Below are 15,827 nucleotides of genomic sequence, written 5' to 3' on the forward strand. Positions count from 1 at the left end.
GCTCAGCTCCCGTTGCTCACACCCCACGCCCGCCGCGCCGTGCGCCGTCGATCGCCCCAGCCCGTCGGTCACCGGCGACATCACCCACTCGGCCGACGGCCCGTACCCGCACACGGGCGACCGGGGCCGGCGCGGGCACGGGCTCAGGGGAGCGGGCGCGGGCTCAGGAGAAGAGGCGGCGCCAGGTCTTTGGGCTCGGGTAGCCGTTGGCGTCGGAGCCCCGCCAGCCCTGGGCGCGTTGGAACGCCTCGACATTGCGGCGGTCGCTCTCCGACCAGCGGCGGCCGGGGCCCCGCGCGTAGTGCCGGCCGAAGCCCTTGCGCACCAGTTGCCGACCGAGCCGGGTCACGTGGGCACTGCTCCGGCCGGGCCTGAAGTAGCGGGAACCGGGAAAGGCACGGCCCTGCTGAGCGCGGCCCGGAGATCCCGGGCTGCCGACCTCGCGTACGCCTCGATAGCGGTACGCCAGGTATTTGCTGGAGTTATTCCAATAGGCATACGGGGTCGCCCGTTTGATGGTGTGCGGGCGGGTCTGTTCATAGGCGAGGTACTGGCTCTCGGCGTCGTCGAGCCAGCCGCCGAAGAGCGTCACATGGGAATCGGTGGCGCTCTCCGGGTCGTGGAAGAGCAGGATGTCGCCGGGCCTGAGTTCGTCCCGGGAAATCCGTTCGGCAAAGGCGGGAAGGCTGCCGGTCCACTGGTTGCTGCCCAGGTTCCAGGCCATGGCGATGAAGCCCGAACAATCCTGCCGGTATCCGTCGGCGGCGTAGTCGTCCATGCTGTACGGCATCCGCAGGTCCACCCAGCGCTGGGCGCGCTCCAGGATCTCGGCGCGGGTGATGGTGCGGGGAGCGACCGCGGCGACGGACGGCCCGGGCGGCCGTCCGGTGTCCACGTAGACCCCGACGCCGACGCCGCCGCCCCTCCTGCTGGGCGGGCCCGGATCGCCCTGCGGCATGTCGGCCGCGGCCCGCGCGCCCACGGCCGGCTCTGCCGTTTCTCCGCCCCCGACCAGCGCATCTGCCTCCGGCTCCACCGGCTCACCGACCGCGAGGAGCTCGCCCACGGCTGGTCGCAGCGGCTCCCCGGCCGCGCCCCATAACGCGGCGGCGGGCCCGTCCGCCGGGGCCCGGCCAGCGGTGCGGTCGGCCGCGACGGCCTCCTGTCCGGTGCCGCCGAGCACGGCCCCGGCCGCGGCCACCCAGACCGCGGCCCGGCGCACGCCGTGCGCGGCCGGATGGCCACCGGCGCGCAGGGGCGCCCGGTGCGGCTGCGTCCGACGGTGCTCGACGCAGCCGGCGCACGGGCAGTCGGTCGGTGGCTGGTACGCCTCGAATATCGGCGCTGACATATCCATTCCTTCCGGGCCGAAGAACATCTCGCCGCACGGCTGGCGGCACCTCAGCCTCTCAACCACTCGGACATATCGCATGTTGACTGGGCATCTGACGTCAACCACGGACCAATGCCCTTCGCGATGCCGGATCCACCGCACCCGATTCGCACCCCGCAGGGGGACGAGTGCGGGGCTGCGCACTCGCAGGGCCAAGGAAATACAGAGGGGTCAGCCCGGCCGAATCACCGAACGTGTTCCGCATCACAAAAGAAAAGGTCAGCCGCCGAACGCAGGCACCGGCGGAAAACCAGAATCCGACCGCACGGCCCACGGAACACGAGCGGCGGAACACGACCGGCGGAACGCGGCCAGCGGACCGGCGCCGGGCGGTCCCGCAGAATCCGAGGAATCCGGGAATTCCAGGGAATCCGGCCCGCCCACACGGCCGCCCCCCATACGGCGCACCCTTACCGCCCGCCTTCACCCCGCCCCGCACACACCCCTCGTACGCACCCCTCGTACGGGCCACGCGCAGGGCCGGCCGATTCCCGCGCCGACCGCCCCGGCGGGCCCCACCAGCGGTGCGCGGCGGCGACCGGCGGAAACGCGGTCGAAAGCACGCTCCAGCGTCGGGTAAGATTTTCGATGTCAGCGAGCGCCGCTAGCTCAGTTGGTTAGAGCAGCTGACTCTTAATCAGCGGGTCCGGGGTTCGAGTCCCTGGCGGCGCACGTCACACTGTGGGCCTTCTCGTCATCGGCGAGAGGGCCCACAGTCGTTCCGTAGTCCTCGCGGCCGGCCACGCCGGTCCCCCGGCCCACGCGGCCCGGGATGGTCCCATCGGAGGTGGCGGTGCACGGTCGCGGAGTGGCGAGCGACATCCAGGAACGCATCAAGCGGCTGATCATCTACGGGCGCCTGCCCTCCGGGGCGCCGCTGCCCACCGAGACCGAGCTGATGGAGCTGATGGGCGTCAGCCGGAACTCGGTGCGCGAGGCCCTGAAGGCGCTCCAGGCGATGGGCATCGTGGAGGTCCGGCACGGTTTCGGCACCTATGTCGGGCCCATGTCGATGGCCCCCATGATCGAGGGCCTGACGTTCCGCACCGTCGCCGGGCACTACCGGGGTGAGGACAGCCTGCTCCAACTCCTCGAACTGCGCGAGGCCCTGGAGACCGGCCTGCTGGCCCGGCTGGTCGGCCGGGTGCCGGACGGTGACCTGGCCGAGCTGGAGGCGTTGGTGGGGCGGATGGAGCAGGAGGCGACGGGCGGCCCGGTGCGCGCCGACACCGACCGTGCCTTCCACACGACGCTCTACCGCGGCCTGGACAACCAGCTCCTCAGCGAGGTGCTCGAAGCCTTCTGGGACGCCTTCCACCGGGTGCGTACGGATCTGGTGGACGGCGTCCCCGACCCCGCGGTGACCTGTGCGCAGCACCGCGAGATCCTCGCCGCGGTCCGCGCCGGCGACACGGTCCGCGCGGAGGCCGCGGTGCGCGACCACTTCGGCAACATCCGCGCCCGCCTGCGCGCCGCGCCGCACGCACCCCGCGTCCCCCACCAGTCCCCGGGCCCCCGCACGGGCACGCGGGGCGCGGGCCAGCGGCGCGGTACGGCGCGGGGCTGACGCGTACGCGGCATCGTTGCCGCGGCCGTGACCTGCGCGGATGCGGGCCGGCCCCGCACGGGCGGGTGGTGGTGGACGCTGGTCAGCTTGCGGGGTGGCCCCACCGCCGGCCCGCGGTCGGCCCTCGCCGCCGCCCCTCCCCCGCGGGCCGCCGCGCGTGGTGTGGCCCGGGCGGGCTAGGGTCAGGCGCCGTGTTGCGACGTCGATCACTGCTGTGGCTGCTCACCCCCTACGTGCTGTACCTGGGGGCGTTGCCGCTGGTCAATCGGGTGCATCCGACCGTGTTCGGGGTGCCGTTCCTGGTCTTCTGGATGGTGGTGGCCACGCTCGCCACGCCCGTCGGGGTGTGGCTCGCCTGGCGCGGTGACCGGAAGCGGGGGCGGGCATGAGTGCCGATGCCGCCGTGGCCACCTCCGTCTTCGCCGGTTTCATGGTGCTCACCGTGGCGCTCGGGCTGCTGTCCGTGCGGGTCGGGCGGGCGGCCGGCGGCGAGCGGGGTGGCGGACTCGCCGACTGGTCAGTGGGCGGGCGCAGTTTGGGGACCGTCTTCATCTGGGTGCTGATGGCCGGCGAGGGTTACACCAGCTTCAGCTATCTGGGCGCCGCCGGCTGGGGTTACAACTACGGTGCGCCGGTGCTGTACGTCATCGCGTACATGTCCTGCGGCTACGCCGTCGGCTACCTCGTCGGGCCGATGCTGTGGGGGTACGCGCGCCGGCACGGGCTGGTCGGGATCACCGACATGGTCGCGCACCGGTACGGCAAGCCCTGGCTCGGCGCGCTGGTCGCGGTCGGGGCGACGGTGTGCCTGCTGCCCTACATCCAGTTGCAGATCACCGGCATGGGCGTGGTCGTCTCCACCATCTCGTACGGGGCGATCAGCCTGAACTGGGCGTACTTCCTGGCCTTCGCCGTGACCACCGGGTTCGTCGTGGTCAGCGGGCTGCGCGGCAGCGCCTGGGTGTCGGTGCTCAAGGACGTGCTGGTCATCGGCACGCTCGGGTGCCTGGCGGTGTACGTGCCGGTGCACTACTTCGGCGGGTACGGGGACTTCTTCGACCGACTCGTCACGGAGAAGGGAGAGTGGCTGACGTTCCCCGGGCACGCGTCGGGCGGGCTCGACCAGGGTTGGTTCGTCTCGACCAGCTTCCTCAACTCGCTGACCGTGGTCATCTTCCCGACCACCGTCGCCGGCTACCTCGGCGCCCGCAGCGCCAACACCCTGCGCCGCAACGCCATCGCCCTGCCCGTCTACAACGTGCTGCTGCTCGTTCCCATGCTGCTGGGCATGGCGGCGCTGTTCGTGGTGCCCGGGCTGGTCGGCGCGGAGTCCAACCTGGCGCTGTTCAGGCTGGTGGTGGACTCGCTGCCGGCGTGGGCCGTGGGGTTGATCGGAGTGGCAGCCGCGCTGTCGTCCATCGTGCCGATGGCGGTGTTCATGCTGGTCATCGGCACCATGTGGGGCCGCAGCGTACTCGGTCTGGTACCTCGCCTGGCCAGCCGACAGAAGCTCGGCTCCCAGGTGGTGGTCGTCCTCGCCGGTGCGCTCGCCCTGCTCCTCACCTACACCGCGCCCAACACCCTCGTACGGCTGTCGCTGATCTCGTACGAGGGCATGGCGCAGCTCGTACCGATGCTGCTGCTCGGGTTGGTGTGGCGGCGGATGACGTGGTACGGGGCGCTCGGCGGGCTGGTGGTGGGGGCCACCCTGGTGTCGGTGCTGGTCTTCACCGACCGCGATCCGCTGTGGGGGGTCAATGCGGGGTTGCTCGCGTTGGGTGTGAACCTGGCGGTGGCGCTCGGCGTCAGCCTGCTCGGGCCGCGGGAGGTGGACGGCCGGCCGGATGGTGAGGTGTTGGCCGGTTGGGTCGTGCCGGACGGTGGGGCTGAGGCTGGGGCTGGGATGGGCCGGGAGGCGGGGTCGGAGCCCGGTCGCGGGTAGGGGGCGGGGGTCACGGTGTGTCCAGGGTGATGGTGCGGGACTCGGTCGCCGCGCGGCGGGCCGCCTCCAGGACGGCCAGGGTCGCGGCGGCCTGGGCGCCGGTGACCGGGGCGGGGCCGCCGGTGCGCAGGGCGCGTTCGACCGCCGCGTAGTACGCGGGGTAGTCGCCCGGCTCGGTCGGCACCGGTTCGCCGCCGCCGGACAGCGGGGACTCGCCCGACCCGATCCGACCCCAGCACGACTCGGGCTCCACGCCCCACGCGGCGCGGTCCGCGCCGGGGCGGCGGCCCTCGCGCAGCGCCGCTTCCTGCGGGTCGAGCCCGTACTTCACGTAACCCGCCCTGCTGCCCAACACCCGGAAGCGCGGGCCGAGTTGGGCGGTGGTGGCGCTGGCCCACAGATGGGAGCGGACGCCGCTGGCGTGGTGGAGGGCCAGGAAGGTGTCGTCGTCGGCCTCGGCGCCGGGGCGGCGTACGTCGCACTCCGCGTACACCGCCGTCACCGGCCCGAACAGGGTCAGCGCCTGATCGACCAGGTGGCTTCCCAGGTCGTAGAGCAGGCCGCCGATGTCGGCCGGGTCGCCGGACTCCCGCCAGCCGCCCTTGGGCTGTGGGCGCCAGCGTTCGAAGCGGGACTCGAAGCGCTGCACGTCGCCGAGGGCGCCATCGGCGACGAGTCGGGCGACGGTGCGGAAGTCGTTGTCCCAGCGACGGTTGTGGAACGCGCTCAGCAGCAGGCCGCGCGCCTCGGCCAGCGCGGTGAGTTCGCGCGCCTCGGCCGCGGTCGCGGCGAGCGGCTTGTCGATGACGACCGACACCCCGGCGGCGAGCGCCGCGCGGGCCAGCGCGACGTGCGTACGGTTCGGTGAGGCAATGGAGATGAGGTCCAACTCCCTTTCCTGGCCTAGCAGTTCCTCGGCGGTGGCCACGGTCCGCAGGTCCGGGTAGGCGTCCCGGGCCGCCTGCTGCCGCTCGGGCCGCGAGGTGACGACGGTGTGCAGGGCCAGCCCGTCGACCGCGGTGATCAGCGGCGCGTGGAAGACCGAGCCAGCCAGCCCGTACCCGACCAACCCGACCCGCAGCGGCCCGCGGCGCGTCAGCGGCGGCCGTACGGGGGCTTCGGCGGGGGTGGGGGCGGCGGGGGCCTCGGGGGCTGCGGGGCCGGGAGGGGCGGCGGGGGTGTGGCCCGGGTTGGCGTCCATGCCCAGGAACTCTGGCAATGCGGTTGCCCCAGCGCAACTGACCACCCAAGCCCGGTGCGGCCCGGCGCCCGGCCGGCTGCCTCCAATGGTGGGGTCCGGATCGGCCGATCGGGCGGGATTGCGGCGCGGCGTACGGGCGGGGCGGTGCCGCCAGGTGGGGTGCGCCGCCTCGCGTGGAAGGTTCCCCGTGTCGAAGGAGAACCCGAAAGCAAAGGTCAGCCCATGCCTTCGCACAACGTCCCGCCCCGCGTCCCGTCCCGCAAGCGGCTGCGCCCCACAGGGCCCGCCCCGGCCGCCGGCACCGGCCCCCACCCCACCACGAGCTGTGACACCCCCGGCCGCTGCGACACCTCTGGCCCCCGTGGCACCACCGGCATCACCAGCACCACCGGGTCCGGCGCCCCCGGGCGTGCGGCGGCCCGGCGTGCCGCGCCCGTCCGCCACCGCGCCCCCACCCCCCGCACCCGCCCCGCACTCGCGATCGGTGTCGGGGCGCTGGTCGCCGTGGGGGTGTTCGCGGTGGCGCCGGGGGCGTCGGCCGTCGGGGGCGGGCCCGCGGCGGGCGCGGTGCGGCGGGTCGTGGCGGCGGCCCCGGAGTGCGGGGACGCCTCGCAGTCCAAGTTCCCGATCGGGACCAGGCTGCGCGCCGGGCCCGACGCGTACCGGGCCGGCGGCGACTGGCGGCCGTGGCGGCTCGAACTGCACAACACCACCCGCGTGGCCTGCGCCGCCATCCACCCCGTACTGCTCTTCGCCGACCGGGGCCGCGCGCTGCGGCCGGACCAGGTGCGGGTCGAGTTCCACGATCCGTACGAGCGGCGCTGGCGTGCGGTCCGCTTCGAGGCCACCGACGAGGACGAGAACGTCGGGGTCTTCGACGGCGGGGGCCGGGGCCGGGCGCCGCGCTTCAAGGGGTTCGTGGTGCCCGCGGGGAAGACGGTGACCGTACGGGCCCGGGTCAGGTTCACCGCCGACGCGCCCACCGGGCCGGCGTCCGCCGCGGTCACCACCATGCAGCGGCAGTACGAGGACGGGGACTGGGTCGGTCAGTCCGGCACGTACCGCTTCACCGTCGAGCCGCCCCGGGCCGGCGACGACTCCCGCGACGACGGTGACGCCGATGCCGACGGGCCCGGCCGCGCCCCGGAGCGCGGGCAGGACCCGGCCGCGCCCGCGACGAAACCCGGGCCCGGCCGCGCCGAACCGGGTACCGGCTCCGGGGTCACCGATGGCGATGCCGATGCGGGCGGCCGGGAGGCCGTGGGCGGTGGCGGGTCCGGTACGGGCCCGGCGGACTCGGCCGCGGGCCGCCCGGCCGACCCCGGCGACGAGGGCAGCGCCGGACCGCCCCAACTCGCCGCCACCGGCCCCTCCGCACTGTGGGGGTACGCCGCCGGCGGCCTCACGCTGACGCTCACAGGTGGCTTGCTCGTCCGGCGAACCCGCAGGTCAACCGGCTGATCTGCGGGACAGGGCCTGGCCTGACCCGGTCCCGATCCGGGCCTGGCCCAGTCCTGATCCGGGCCTGGCCCAGCCCTCCAAAAACCCACCCCATCCGCCGATATGCCCGCCATATCACCGTGATATGCGGTACGCCCCCGCGTCACCTGGCCGTTCCCCGCGTACCGCGGCGTAGTGCGAGGATCGCCGCGTGGAATACCCGAACGACCAGGCACCTGGCGCACCCATCAGAGCGGGCGTCCCGGAACACGGGCGCATCCCGAAGTACTACGCCGTGAAGACCCAAGTCGCGGCGCTGTTGGATGAGTTGGGGGAGGGGGAGCTGCTGCCGACCGAGCGCGATCTGGCGGTGCGGTTCGCGGTCTCGCGCGAGACGCTGCGTCAGGCGCTGCGCGAGCTGCTGCTTGAGGGGCGGTTGCGGCGGATGGGGCGCGGCACGGTGGTGGCCGGGCCGAAGTTGGAGCAGCCGCTGTCGCTGGCGAGCTACACCGAGGGCGTCCGCCGACAGGGCCGCAGGCCCGGCCGTACGCTCATCACGCTCGACCGCTTCCCGTGCCCCGAGGGGCTGGCCGTCGAGTTGGAGGTGGAGCGCGGGGCGCCGGTGTGGCACCTGGAGCGCGTGCTGCTCGCCGATGACGAGCGGATGGGGCTGGAGAGCACGTACGTGGCGGTGGCCCGGGTGCCGAAGCTGGACAGCGAGTTCGAGCCCGACTCGTCCTTCTACGGCTATCTGCACGACCGGCTCGGCATCGGCTTCGGCGACGCGGACGAGCGGCTTGAGACGGTGCTCGCCACCCCGCGGGAGGCGCTGCTGATCGGTACGCCACCCGCGCTGCCGATGCTGCTCATCCACCGGCTGTCCCGCGACACGGCGCGGCGCCCGCTGGAGCGGGTGCGGTCGCTGTACCGCGGCGACCGGTTCAGCTTCACCACCCACCTCGGCTCGGCGACGGGCTGAACCGGGCGCGCCACGGGCCCCCGCGGCCGGTCTCACCGCCTCCGCCATCCCCGCACCGCCACCCGCGTGCGGCCATGCGGCCACCCCGCCCCACCCCGGCGTTTCGCCCCGTATTTCCGCTCCGTCCGCTCCGTACCGGCGCCCCGCCGCCCCGAGGCCGCCCCGGCGCAGTTCACCGGCCGGCCGTACGGGTCAGGGCCGCTCCCGGGCCGGTCAGGGCGCGGACGGATCGCCCATCGGGGACGCAAGTCCCGCAAAGCGAAGCGGATTCAGATCACGGAAAGATAACGGGTCTAGGCCATGTTTGCGCCCGAGTTCACCTTGCGGTCGCCGCGCGGATGGATTTAGGTCATGCGGCGCCGCGACCGTCTGGGACATGCGAGTGATAGTCGTCGGAGCCGGCGTGGTGGGCACCATGCACGCCTGGCAGGCAGTAGAGCGCGGCCACGAGGTCGTCCACATCGAGCGCGAGGCCGAGGCCCGCGGCGCCTCGGTCCGCAACTTCGGCCTGGTCTGGGTCAGCGGGCGGGCCGGCGGCGTCGAGTTGCAGACCGCGCTGCGCGCCCGCGAGCTGTGGGAGGGCATCGGCGCCCGAGTGCCGGGGCTCGGCTTCCGGCCCAACGGGTCGCTGACCATCGTCACCAACGAGGCGGAGCTGGCGGTCGCCGAGGCCGCGCTCGCGCTCCCGGACGCGGCCGAGCGCGGCTACAAGCTGCTCGACGCCGCCGAGGCGCGCGCGCTCAACCCGGCGCTGCGCGGCGAGTTCACCGGCGCGCTGTGGTGCGAGCGGGACGGTGCGGTGGAGCCGCGGGTGGCCCAACGCGCCCTGAAGGAAGCCCTGTTGGCATCCGGCCGGTACACCTTCGTCGGCGGGCGCGAGGTCCGCGAGGTCACCGGGCCCGGCGCGGTGCGCGACGACCACGGCGTCACCCACACCGGCGATGCGGTCGTGCTGTGCACCGGCGCCTGGCTCGGCGGCCTGGTCCGCGAGCTGGTTCCGGAGCTGCCGGTGCGCCGGGTGCGGCTCCAGATGATGCAGACCGCCCCGCTCGGCGAGGCGCTGACCACCTCCGTCGCCGACGCCGACAGCTTCCGCTACTACCCGGCCTTCCGGGGCGACGCGCTCGACGCGATGGCCGCCGCCCAGCAGCAGCCGCCGGTGGCCGCCGAGCACAAGATGCAGCTCCTGATGGTGCAGCGCGCCGACGGCGACCTGACCATCGGCGACACCCACGAGTACGCCGAACCGTTCGGCTTCGACGTCGTCGAGGACCCGTACGAGCACCTGAGCCGGGTCGTCGAGGGCATCATCGGCCGCCCGCTGCCCGCCATCCGCCACCGCTGGGCCGGCGTCTACGCCCAGTGCACCGACACCGCGCGCGTGGTGCACCGGGAGCGGGTGGCCGACGGGGTGTGGCTGGTGACCGGGCCCGGCGGGCGCGGCATGACCTGTTCCCCGGCGATCGCCGAAACCACCGCGAACGAACTGGGCTGGTGACCGAGATGACCGACACGCACGACACGAGCACCACGAACACCAAGCACGACACGCCCGACGTGAGCAGCGCAGCCGTCCCCACCACCGAGCGCGCCGTCAAGCTCGTCGTGCTCGACATGGCCGGCACCACCGTCGCCGACGACGGCCTGGTCGAGCGGGCCTTCGGCGCCGCCGCCCAGGAGCTGGGCGTCACGCCCGGCAGCCCCGAACACGCCGAACAGCTCGCCTACGTGCGCGCCACCATGGGCGAGTCCAAGATCTCCGTCTTCCGGCACCTGTACGGCACCGAGGAGCGGGCCCAGCGCGCCAACACCGCCTTCGAGGCGGCGTACGCGGAACTCGTCGACGCCGGCCACTGCGCGCCGGTGCCCGGCGCCCGCGAGGCCATCGAGGAGCTGACCGCGCAGGGCCGCACCGTCGTCCTCAGCACCGGGTTCGCCCGCCCCACCCAGGACGCGATCATCGCCGCGCTGGGCTGGCAGGACCTGGTCGCGCTGACCTTGTGCCCGGCCGACGCGGGCGGTCGCGGCCGGCCCTTCCCCGACATGGTGCTCGCCGCGCTGCTGCGCACCCAGGCCGCCGACGGGGTCCAGCAGATCGCGGTGGCCGGCGACACCGCGTACGACATGCTCTCCGGCAGCCGCTCAGGCGCCGCCCTGGTCGCCGGCGTGCTGACCGGCGCGCACCGGGCCGACCAGCTCCGCGCGGCCGGCGCCACCGACGTGCTGCCCTCGGTGGCCGCGCTGCCCGCGCTGATCGCCGCGTACGAGAGCGGCGACGCGGCCGGACGCGCCGCCGCGGGCACGGCCGCCGGCGCGGTCGGCGACGGGTCCGTGGGGGCGGCGCCATGAGCCCCAAGACGCCGCCGGCCAGCGGCATCCGCTTCGAGCAGGTGTCGGTCGCGTACGGCAGGCGCGGCGAGTCCGTCGCGCTGGACTCGCTCGACCTGACCGTCGAACCGGGCGAGGTGATGGCCCTGCTCGGCCCCTCCGGGTCGGGCAAGACCACCGCGCTGCGGGCGGTCGCCGGGTTCGTGCAGCCGGTCTCGGGCCGGGTGTTCATCGGCGACCGCGATGTGACCGGGCTGCCGCCGCACCGCCGGGGCATCGGCATGGTCGTGCAGCAGTACGCGCTCTTCCCGCACATGCGGGTCGAGCAGAACGTGGCCTTCGGCCTGAAGGCCAACCGGGTGCCGCGCCGGGAGATCGCCGGCCGGGTCGCCGAGGCGCTGGAGATGGTCGGCATGGCCGCGTACGCGCGGCGCTACCCGCGCGAGCTCTCCGGCGGCCAGCAGCAGCGGGTGGCCATCGCCCGGGCACTGGCCATCCGGCCCGGCGTGCTGCTGCTCGACGAGCCGCTGTCCGCGCTCGACGCGCAGTTGCGCTCCGGCATGCTCGCCGAACTCGCCCGGCTGCACCGGGAGTTGCCCGACGTTTCGATCCTGTACGTCACCCACGACCAGGTCGAGGCGCTGACGCTGGCCGACCGGATCGCGGTCATGGACAAGGCGCGGCTCCAGGACTGCGGCACCCCGCAGGACCTGTACCGGCGCCCGCGCACCGAGTTCACCGCGTCCTTCGTGGGCAACGCCAACCTGCTGCCGGTCACGGTCGCCGCCGACGACGCCGACGGCACCGAACGCGTCGACTTCGCCGGCACCACGCTGGCCGTGGCACCGTCGCCGGGCGACGGGCCGGCGCCGGGAGCCGCCGCCACGCTGTGCGTACGACCGCACCTGGTCGGCCTCGGCGAGGGCGAGAACACGCTGCGCGGCACCGTCGCCGAGGTGCAGTGGCGCGGCTCCACGCACCGGTTGTTCGTCGACGTCGCGGGGCACCGCGTGAAGGCCGACGTGCGCGAGCTGCGCACGACGCCGCTGCTGGGGGATCAGGTGGCGCTGCACTTCGCGGCACAGGACGCGGTGCTGCTGCCGGTCGACTCGGTGGGCGCGACCGCCTCCGCCCCCGCGGACCGGGCCCCCGCCGGCCAGACCCCCGCGGACCGGCCCGCCGCCGCGCCGACCCTCGCCAAGAGCGCCGCACCCGGCGCGGGAGGTGGGACGGATGGCTAGCGCCAGCGCTGCCCCGCAAGCGGACCCCGGCGCAGCCCCGCACCGAGGCCCCGGCGCCGCCGGCCAGGCCCGTACGCCCCGCGCCCCGCGCCCCGGCACCCCCCGCTCGGTCACGCTGACCCGCTGGCTGTGGGCGCTGCCTCCGATCGCCGTGCTCGGCCTGGTCTTCCTCTATCCGCTCTACCTCGTCGTCGAGCAGTCCTTCCACCCGGAGGAGGGCGGCACCTCGCTGGCGCCCTACCGCGAGGTGTTCGCGTCCGAGGCGTTCCGCGAGGCGCTGTGGACCACGGTGTGGATCGCCGGCTGCGCCACCATCGGCTGTCTGGTGCTCGGCTTCGTCCTCGCGCTGATCATCGCGTTCGTGCCGTTCCCCGGCGGGAAGGCGGTCGCCAAGTTCATCGACGTCTTCCTCTCCTTCCCGTCCTTCCTGATCACGCTGGCGCTGCTGTTCATCTACGGCACCGTCGGCATGGCCAACGGGGTGTGGACGGACGCGACGGGCGCGGCGAGCGGGCCCTTCAACTTCCTCAACACGCCGTGGGGCGTGCTGCTCGCCGAGATCACCTACTTCACGCCGTTCGTGATGCGCCCGCTGCTCGCCGCGTTCGCCGGCATGGAGACCGCACAGCTCGAAGTGGCCTCCTCGCTCGGCGCCCGGCCGCTGCGCATCATCCGGCAGGTGATCCTGCCCGAGGCACTGCCCGCGCTCGCCGCCGGCGGCAGCCTGGTCCTGGTGATGTGCCTGAACGAGTTCGGCATCGTGCTGTTCACCGGCGCCAAGGGCGTCACCACACTGCCGATGCTGGTCTACAGCGAAGCGATCCTGGAGTCGGACTACCCGTCCGCGTGCGTGGTCGCCGTCGTCAACATCGCCATCTCGGTGGGCCTGTTCGCCCTCTACCGGTCGCTGGTCGCCCGCACCGGGCGCGGCGGCGGGTCGACGCTGTCAGCCAAGCGGCTCGGGCTCGGGAAGGGAGCGCGCCGTGCTCGTGCATAGCAAGACGGGGCGCTGGAGCGCCTGGGTCGTCTTCTTCGCCCTGTTCCTGCCGCTGTTCGCGCTGCCGCTCGCGGTGATCGTCGCGGCGTCGTTCGCCACCCACTGGAGCGGCGCGTTCCCCTCCGGGCCGACCACCGAGCACTACGACGCGGCGCTGCGCGGCGAGTCCCTCCAGGCGCTGACCACCAGCCTGGTCACCGCGCTCACCGCCTCCGTACTGGCGCTGGCCGTCGGCACCTGGGCTGCGCTGGCCGCGGCCACGCTGCGGCGGCGCGGCAAGCGGCTGCTGGACGCGCTGTTCATGCTGCCGGTCGCGGTGCCGTCGGTCGTCGTCGGCCTCGCCGTGCTGGTCGCCTTCAGCAAGCCGCCGATGCTGCTCAACGGCACCCGCTGGATCGTCATCCTGGCCCACGGCGTGCTGGTCACCGCCTTCGCCTACCAGTCGGTCTCGGCCGCCCTGACCCGCCTGGACCCGGCGTACGAACAGGCCGCTGCCAGCCTCGGCGCCCGCCCCTGGCTGGTGCTGTGGCGGGTCAAGCTGCCGCTGCTGCTGCCGTCGCTGACGGCGGCGGCCGGCCTGTGCTTCGCCCTGTCGATGGGTGAGCTGAGCGCCACGATGATGCTGTACCCGCCGGACTGGATGCCGCTGCCGGTACGCATCTTCACCGCCACCGACCGGGGTGCCCTGTTCACCGGCTCCGCCGTCGCCGTGGTGCTGATGGGGACGACGCTGCTGGTCCTGCTGGCCGTCTCCCGCATCCGTACCCGCGCCACCTACCGGTGAGGTGAGCCACCCGCGCCCGCCGGTGACGCGAGCCCCCTAACGGCCCGGCCCACCCCGCCGGGCACCCCCTCTGACCTGGCCGAACCCGCCAACCCACGTCCCCCCACGCACAGCAACACCCGCCACACCCTCACTCGTCTCGGAGAAACAGACAGCCCATGGCTACCCCCGCTACCCCCGCCACCTCCCGCAGCTACCTCAAGCCGGTCGCGGCGCTCAGCGGCGCCCTCGTCCTCGCCGGCACCCTCGCCGGCTGTAGCGAGACCGCCGACAAGAACGCCAAGGTCGTCACCGTGTACAGCGCCGACGGTCTCAAGGGCGAGGACGGCAACGGCTGGTACGACACCGTCTTCAAGGACTTCGAGAAGAAGACCGGCATCAAGGTCAAGTACGTGGAGGGCGGCTCCGGCGAGATGGTGCAGCGCGCCGTCCGCGAGAAGTCCAACACCCAGGCCGACGTGCTCATCACGCTGCCGCCGTTCATCCAGCAGGCCGACAAGAAGGGCCTGCTCACCTCGTACGCGCCCGAGGGCTCGAAGGCCGTGGCCCCCACGGACAAGGACCCGGACGGCAAGTGGACCTCGGTCGTGAACAACTACTTCTCGTTCGCGTACAACAAGCAGGAGCTCAAGCAGCCCCCGAAGACGTGGGAGGAGCTGCTGGAGGGCAAGTACAAGAACAAGCTCCAGTACTCCACGCCGGGCGTCGCCGGTGACGGCACCGCGGTCGTCATCAAGGCGATGCACGACTTCGGCGGCAAGGACGCCGCCATGAAGTACCTCGGCGACCTCCAGTCCAACAACGTCGGCCCGTCCTCCTCGACCAGCAAGCTCGCGCCCAAGGTCGACAAGGGCGAACTGCTCGTCTCCAACGGCGACGTCCAGATGAACTTCGCGCAGTCCAAGTCCATGCCCAACCTGGGCATCTGGTTCCCGGCCAAGAAGGGCGGCCAGCCCACGACCTTCGCGCTGCCGTACGCGGCCGGCCTGGTCAACAAGGCCCCGCACAGCGACAACGGCAAGAAGTTCCTCGACTACCTGCTGAGCGAGACCGCCCAGCGCCAGGTCAGCCACATCGGCGGCGGCTTCGCGGCCCGCGCCGACGTCGACGCCACCGACCCGAACGCGAAGGACCTCGCCGCCATCATGAAGGGCGTCGAGATCTTCAAGCCGGACTGGCAGGACTTCGACGAGAACTACAGCGAGTACATCGACGCGTGGAAGTCGGCGACCGGTAGCTGACGCGACTCCCCCACCACGGCCTCGGCCGCCCCGGCGATCCCGCCGCCGGGGCGGCCTTCGTGCGTGCGGGACGGGGGCGTGGGGGGTGCGGGTGCGAGGGGCGCGTCGGCCGCCCCGCCGCGCCCCTCGCACCCCCCCCCCCCCCCCCCCCCCCCCCCAGCCCTCACCGGGCCGCTTCCGCCTGGGCCTGTAGCTTCGCGGCCCGCTCGCGCGGGTCGTACGCCGGGCCCACGCCCTCGACGAGCAGCAGGTCGCCCTCGATGTGGTCGCTGCGCAGCCGCCGGATCGCCTGGTACGCGGGCGACGCGTACCAGGCGCGCGCCGCCTGAAGGTCGGGGAACTCGATCAGCACCATGCTCCCCGGCCACTCCCCCTCCAGCACCTCGGCCGGCGCACCGTGGACGAGGAAGTGCCCGTCGAAGGGGTCGAGGGTGGCCTGGATGCGCTCCAGGTACTCCAGGATGTCGGGGTGGTGACGGCGGCTGCGGAGATGCGCGAAGCCGTAGGCGGACATGGAAGCCCCTTCCGTGGTCCGGCGGTGCGACTCCCGTACGGGAGGCACCCCCGAAACGTAGCCACCGGCCCGGGCCCTGGCGATTACCCGCGAGGTAATGCCGGGGCGGGGCCGAGGCCGAGCCGGTGGGGTGCGGGCCGGGCCAGGGCGACGCGGAGCCCGTGCCGGAGCCGGGGGGGGGGGGGGGGGGGGGGGGGGGG

At 73.6% G+C, this 15,827-nt stretch carries 14 protein-coding genes and 1 tRNA gene; 12 read left to right on the forward strand and 3 right to left on the reverse strand.

The window, feature by feature from the left end; all coding sequences use genetic code 11:
* Window positions 1-163: 163 nt before the first annotated feature.
* A complete protein-coding gene (locus ACMA1D_RS30100) occupies window positions 164-1,351 on the reverse strand; it encodes a peptidoglycan-binding protein (protein ID WP_414727154.1) in 1,188 nt (395 codons plus the stop codon).
* Between the two features lie 640 nt (window positions 1,352-1,991).
* Between ACMA1D_RS30100 and ACMA1D_RS30105 the strand changes: the two genes are divergently transcribed.
* The 4 genes from ACMA1D_RS30105 (at window position 1,992) to ACMA1D_RS30120 (ending at window position 4,902) form a co-directional block, all read left to right on the forward strand.
* Window positions 1,992-2,065: transfer RNA gene (locus ACMA1D_RS30105), tRNA-Lys, on the forward strand.
* 100 nt (window positions 2,066-2,165) lie between these two features.
* Window positions 2,166-2,960 (forward strand): FadR/GntR family transcriptional regulator, encoded by a 795-nt coding sequence (locus ACMA1D_RS30110; RefSeq protein ID WP_414727155.1) that lies wholly within the window; start codon window positions 2,166-2,168, stop codon window positions 2,958-2,960.
* Window positions 2,961-3,151: 191 nt separating this feature from the next.
* Window positions 3,152-3,349, forward strand: a complete 198-nt coding sequence (locus ACMA1D_RS30115) for a DUF3311 domain-containing protein (RefSeq protein ID WP_414727156.1) — start codon at window positions 3,152-3,154, stop codon at window positions 3,347-3,349.
* A complete protein-coding gene (locus ACMA1D_RS30120; RefSeq protein WP_414727157.1) occupies window positions 3,346-4,902 on the forward strand; it encodes a sodium:solute symporter family protein in 1,557 nt (518 codons plus the stop codon). Before ACMA1D_RS30115 ends, ACMA1D_RS30120 begins: the two co-directional genes overlap by 4 nt.
* 10 nt (window positions 4,903-4,912) lie before the next feature.
* On the opposite strand, the gene ACMA1D_RS30125 is transcribed toward ACMA1D_RS30120, so the two are convergent.
* A complete protein-coding gene (locus ACMA1D_RS30125; protein WP_414727158.1) occupies window positions 4,913-6,103 on the reverse strand; it encodes a Gfo/Idh/MocA family oxidoreductase in 1,191 nt (396 codons plus the stop codon).
* 222 nt (window positions 6,104-6,325) lie between these two features.
* Here ACMA1D_RS30125 and ACMA1D_RS30130 point away from each other — a divergent pair, with 222 nt between their 5' ends.
* The 8 genes from ACMA1D_RS30130 (at window position 6,326) to ACMA1D_RS30165 (ending at window position 15,113) form a co-directional block, all read left to right on the forward strand.
* Window positions 6,326-7,564 (forward strand): hypothetical protein, encoded by a 1,239-nt coding sequence (locus tag ACMA1D_RS30130; RefSeq protein ID WP_414727159.1) that lies wholly within the window; start codon window positions 6,326-6,328, stop codon window positions 7,562-7,564.
* 190 nt (window positions 7,565-7,754) lie between these two features.
* Window positions 7,755-8,522, forward strand: a complete 768-nt coding sequence (locus tag ACMA1D_RS30135) for a GntR family transcriptional regulator (protein WP_414727160.1) — start codon at window positions 7,755-7,757, stop codon at window positions 8,520-8,522.
* Window positions 8,523-8,898: 376 nt separating this feature from the next.
* Window positions 8,899-10,020 (forward strand): TIGR03364 family FAD-dependent oxidoreductase, encoded by a 1,122-nt coding sequence (locus ACMA1D_RS30140; protein ID WP_414727161.1) that lies wholly within the window; start codon window positions 8,899-8,901, stop codon window positions 10,018-10,020.
* A 5-nt stretch (window positions 10,021-10,025) separates the two neighbouring features.
* Entirely contained in the window at window positions 10,026-10,871 is an 846-nt protein-coding gene (locus ACMA1D_RS30145; protein WP_414727162.1) for a phosphonatase-like hydrolase, read from the forward strand.
* Complete coding sequence (locus tag ACMA1D_RS30150) at window positions 10,868-12,091, forward strand: ABC transporter ATP-binding protein (protein ID WP_414727163.1); 1,224 nt, start codon at window positions 10,868-10,870, stop codon at window positions 12,089-12,091. The genes ACMA1D_RS30145 and ACMA1D_RS30150 overlap by 4 nt, the downstream gene beginning before the upstream one ends.
* Entirely contained in the window at window positions 12,084-13,088 is a 1,005-nt protein-coding gene (locus tag ACMA1D_RS30155; protein WP_414727164.1) for a 2-aminoethylphosphonate ABC transporter permease subunit, read from the forward strand. Before ACMA1D_RS30150 ends, ACMA1D_RS30155 begins: the two co-directional genes overlap by 8 nt.
* A complete protein-coding gene (locus ACMA1D_RS30160; RefSeq protein ID WP_414727165.1) occupies window positions 13,075-13,872 on the forward strand; it encodes an ABC transporter permease in 798 nt (265 codons plus the stop codon). The genes ACMA1D_RS30155 and ACMA1D_RS30160 overlap by 14 nt, the downstream gene beginning before the upstream one ends.
* 158 nt (window positions 13,873-14,030) lie before the next feature.
* Window positions 14,031-15,113, forward strand: a complete 1,083-nt coding sequence (locus tag ACMA1D_RS30165) for a 2-aminoethylphosphonate ABC transporter substrate-binding protein (protein WP_414727166.1) — start codon at window positions 14,031-14,033, stop codon at window positions 15,111-15,113.
* Between the two features lie 163 nt (window positions 15,114-15,276).
* On the opposite strand, the gene ACMA1D_RS30170 is transcribed toward ACMA1D_RS30165, so the two are convergent.
* The gene (locus tag ACMA1D_RS30170; protein ID WP_414727167.1) at window positions 15,277-15,627 is read right to left on the reverse strand and encodes a DUF1330 domain-containing protein; all 351 of its coding nucleotides are present in this window, start codon (window positions 15,625-15,627) and stop codon (window positions 15,277-15,279) included.
* Between the last annotated feature and the right edge of the window lie 200 nt (window positions 15,628-15,827).

The organism is Streptomyces sp. 796.1 (genome assembly GCF_047525675.1).
Classification (GTDB): Bacteria; Actinomycetota; Actinomycetes; order Streptomycetales; family Streptomycetaceae; genus Streptomyces.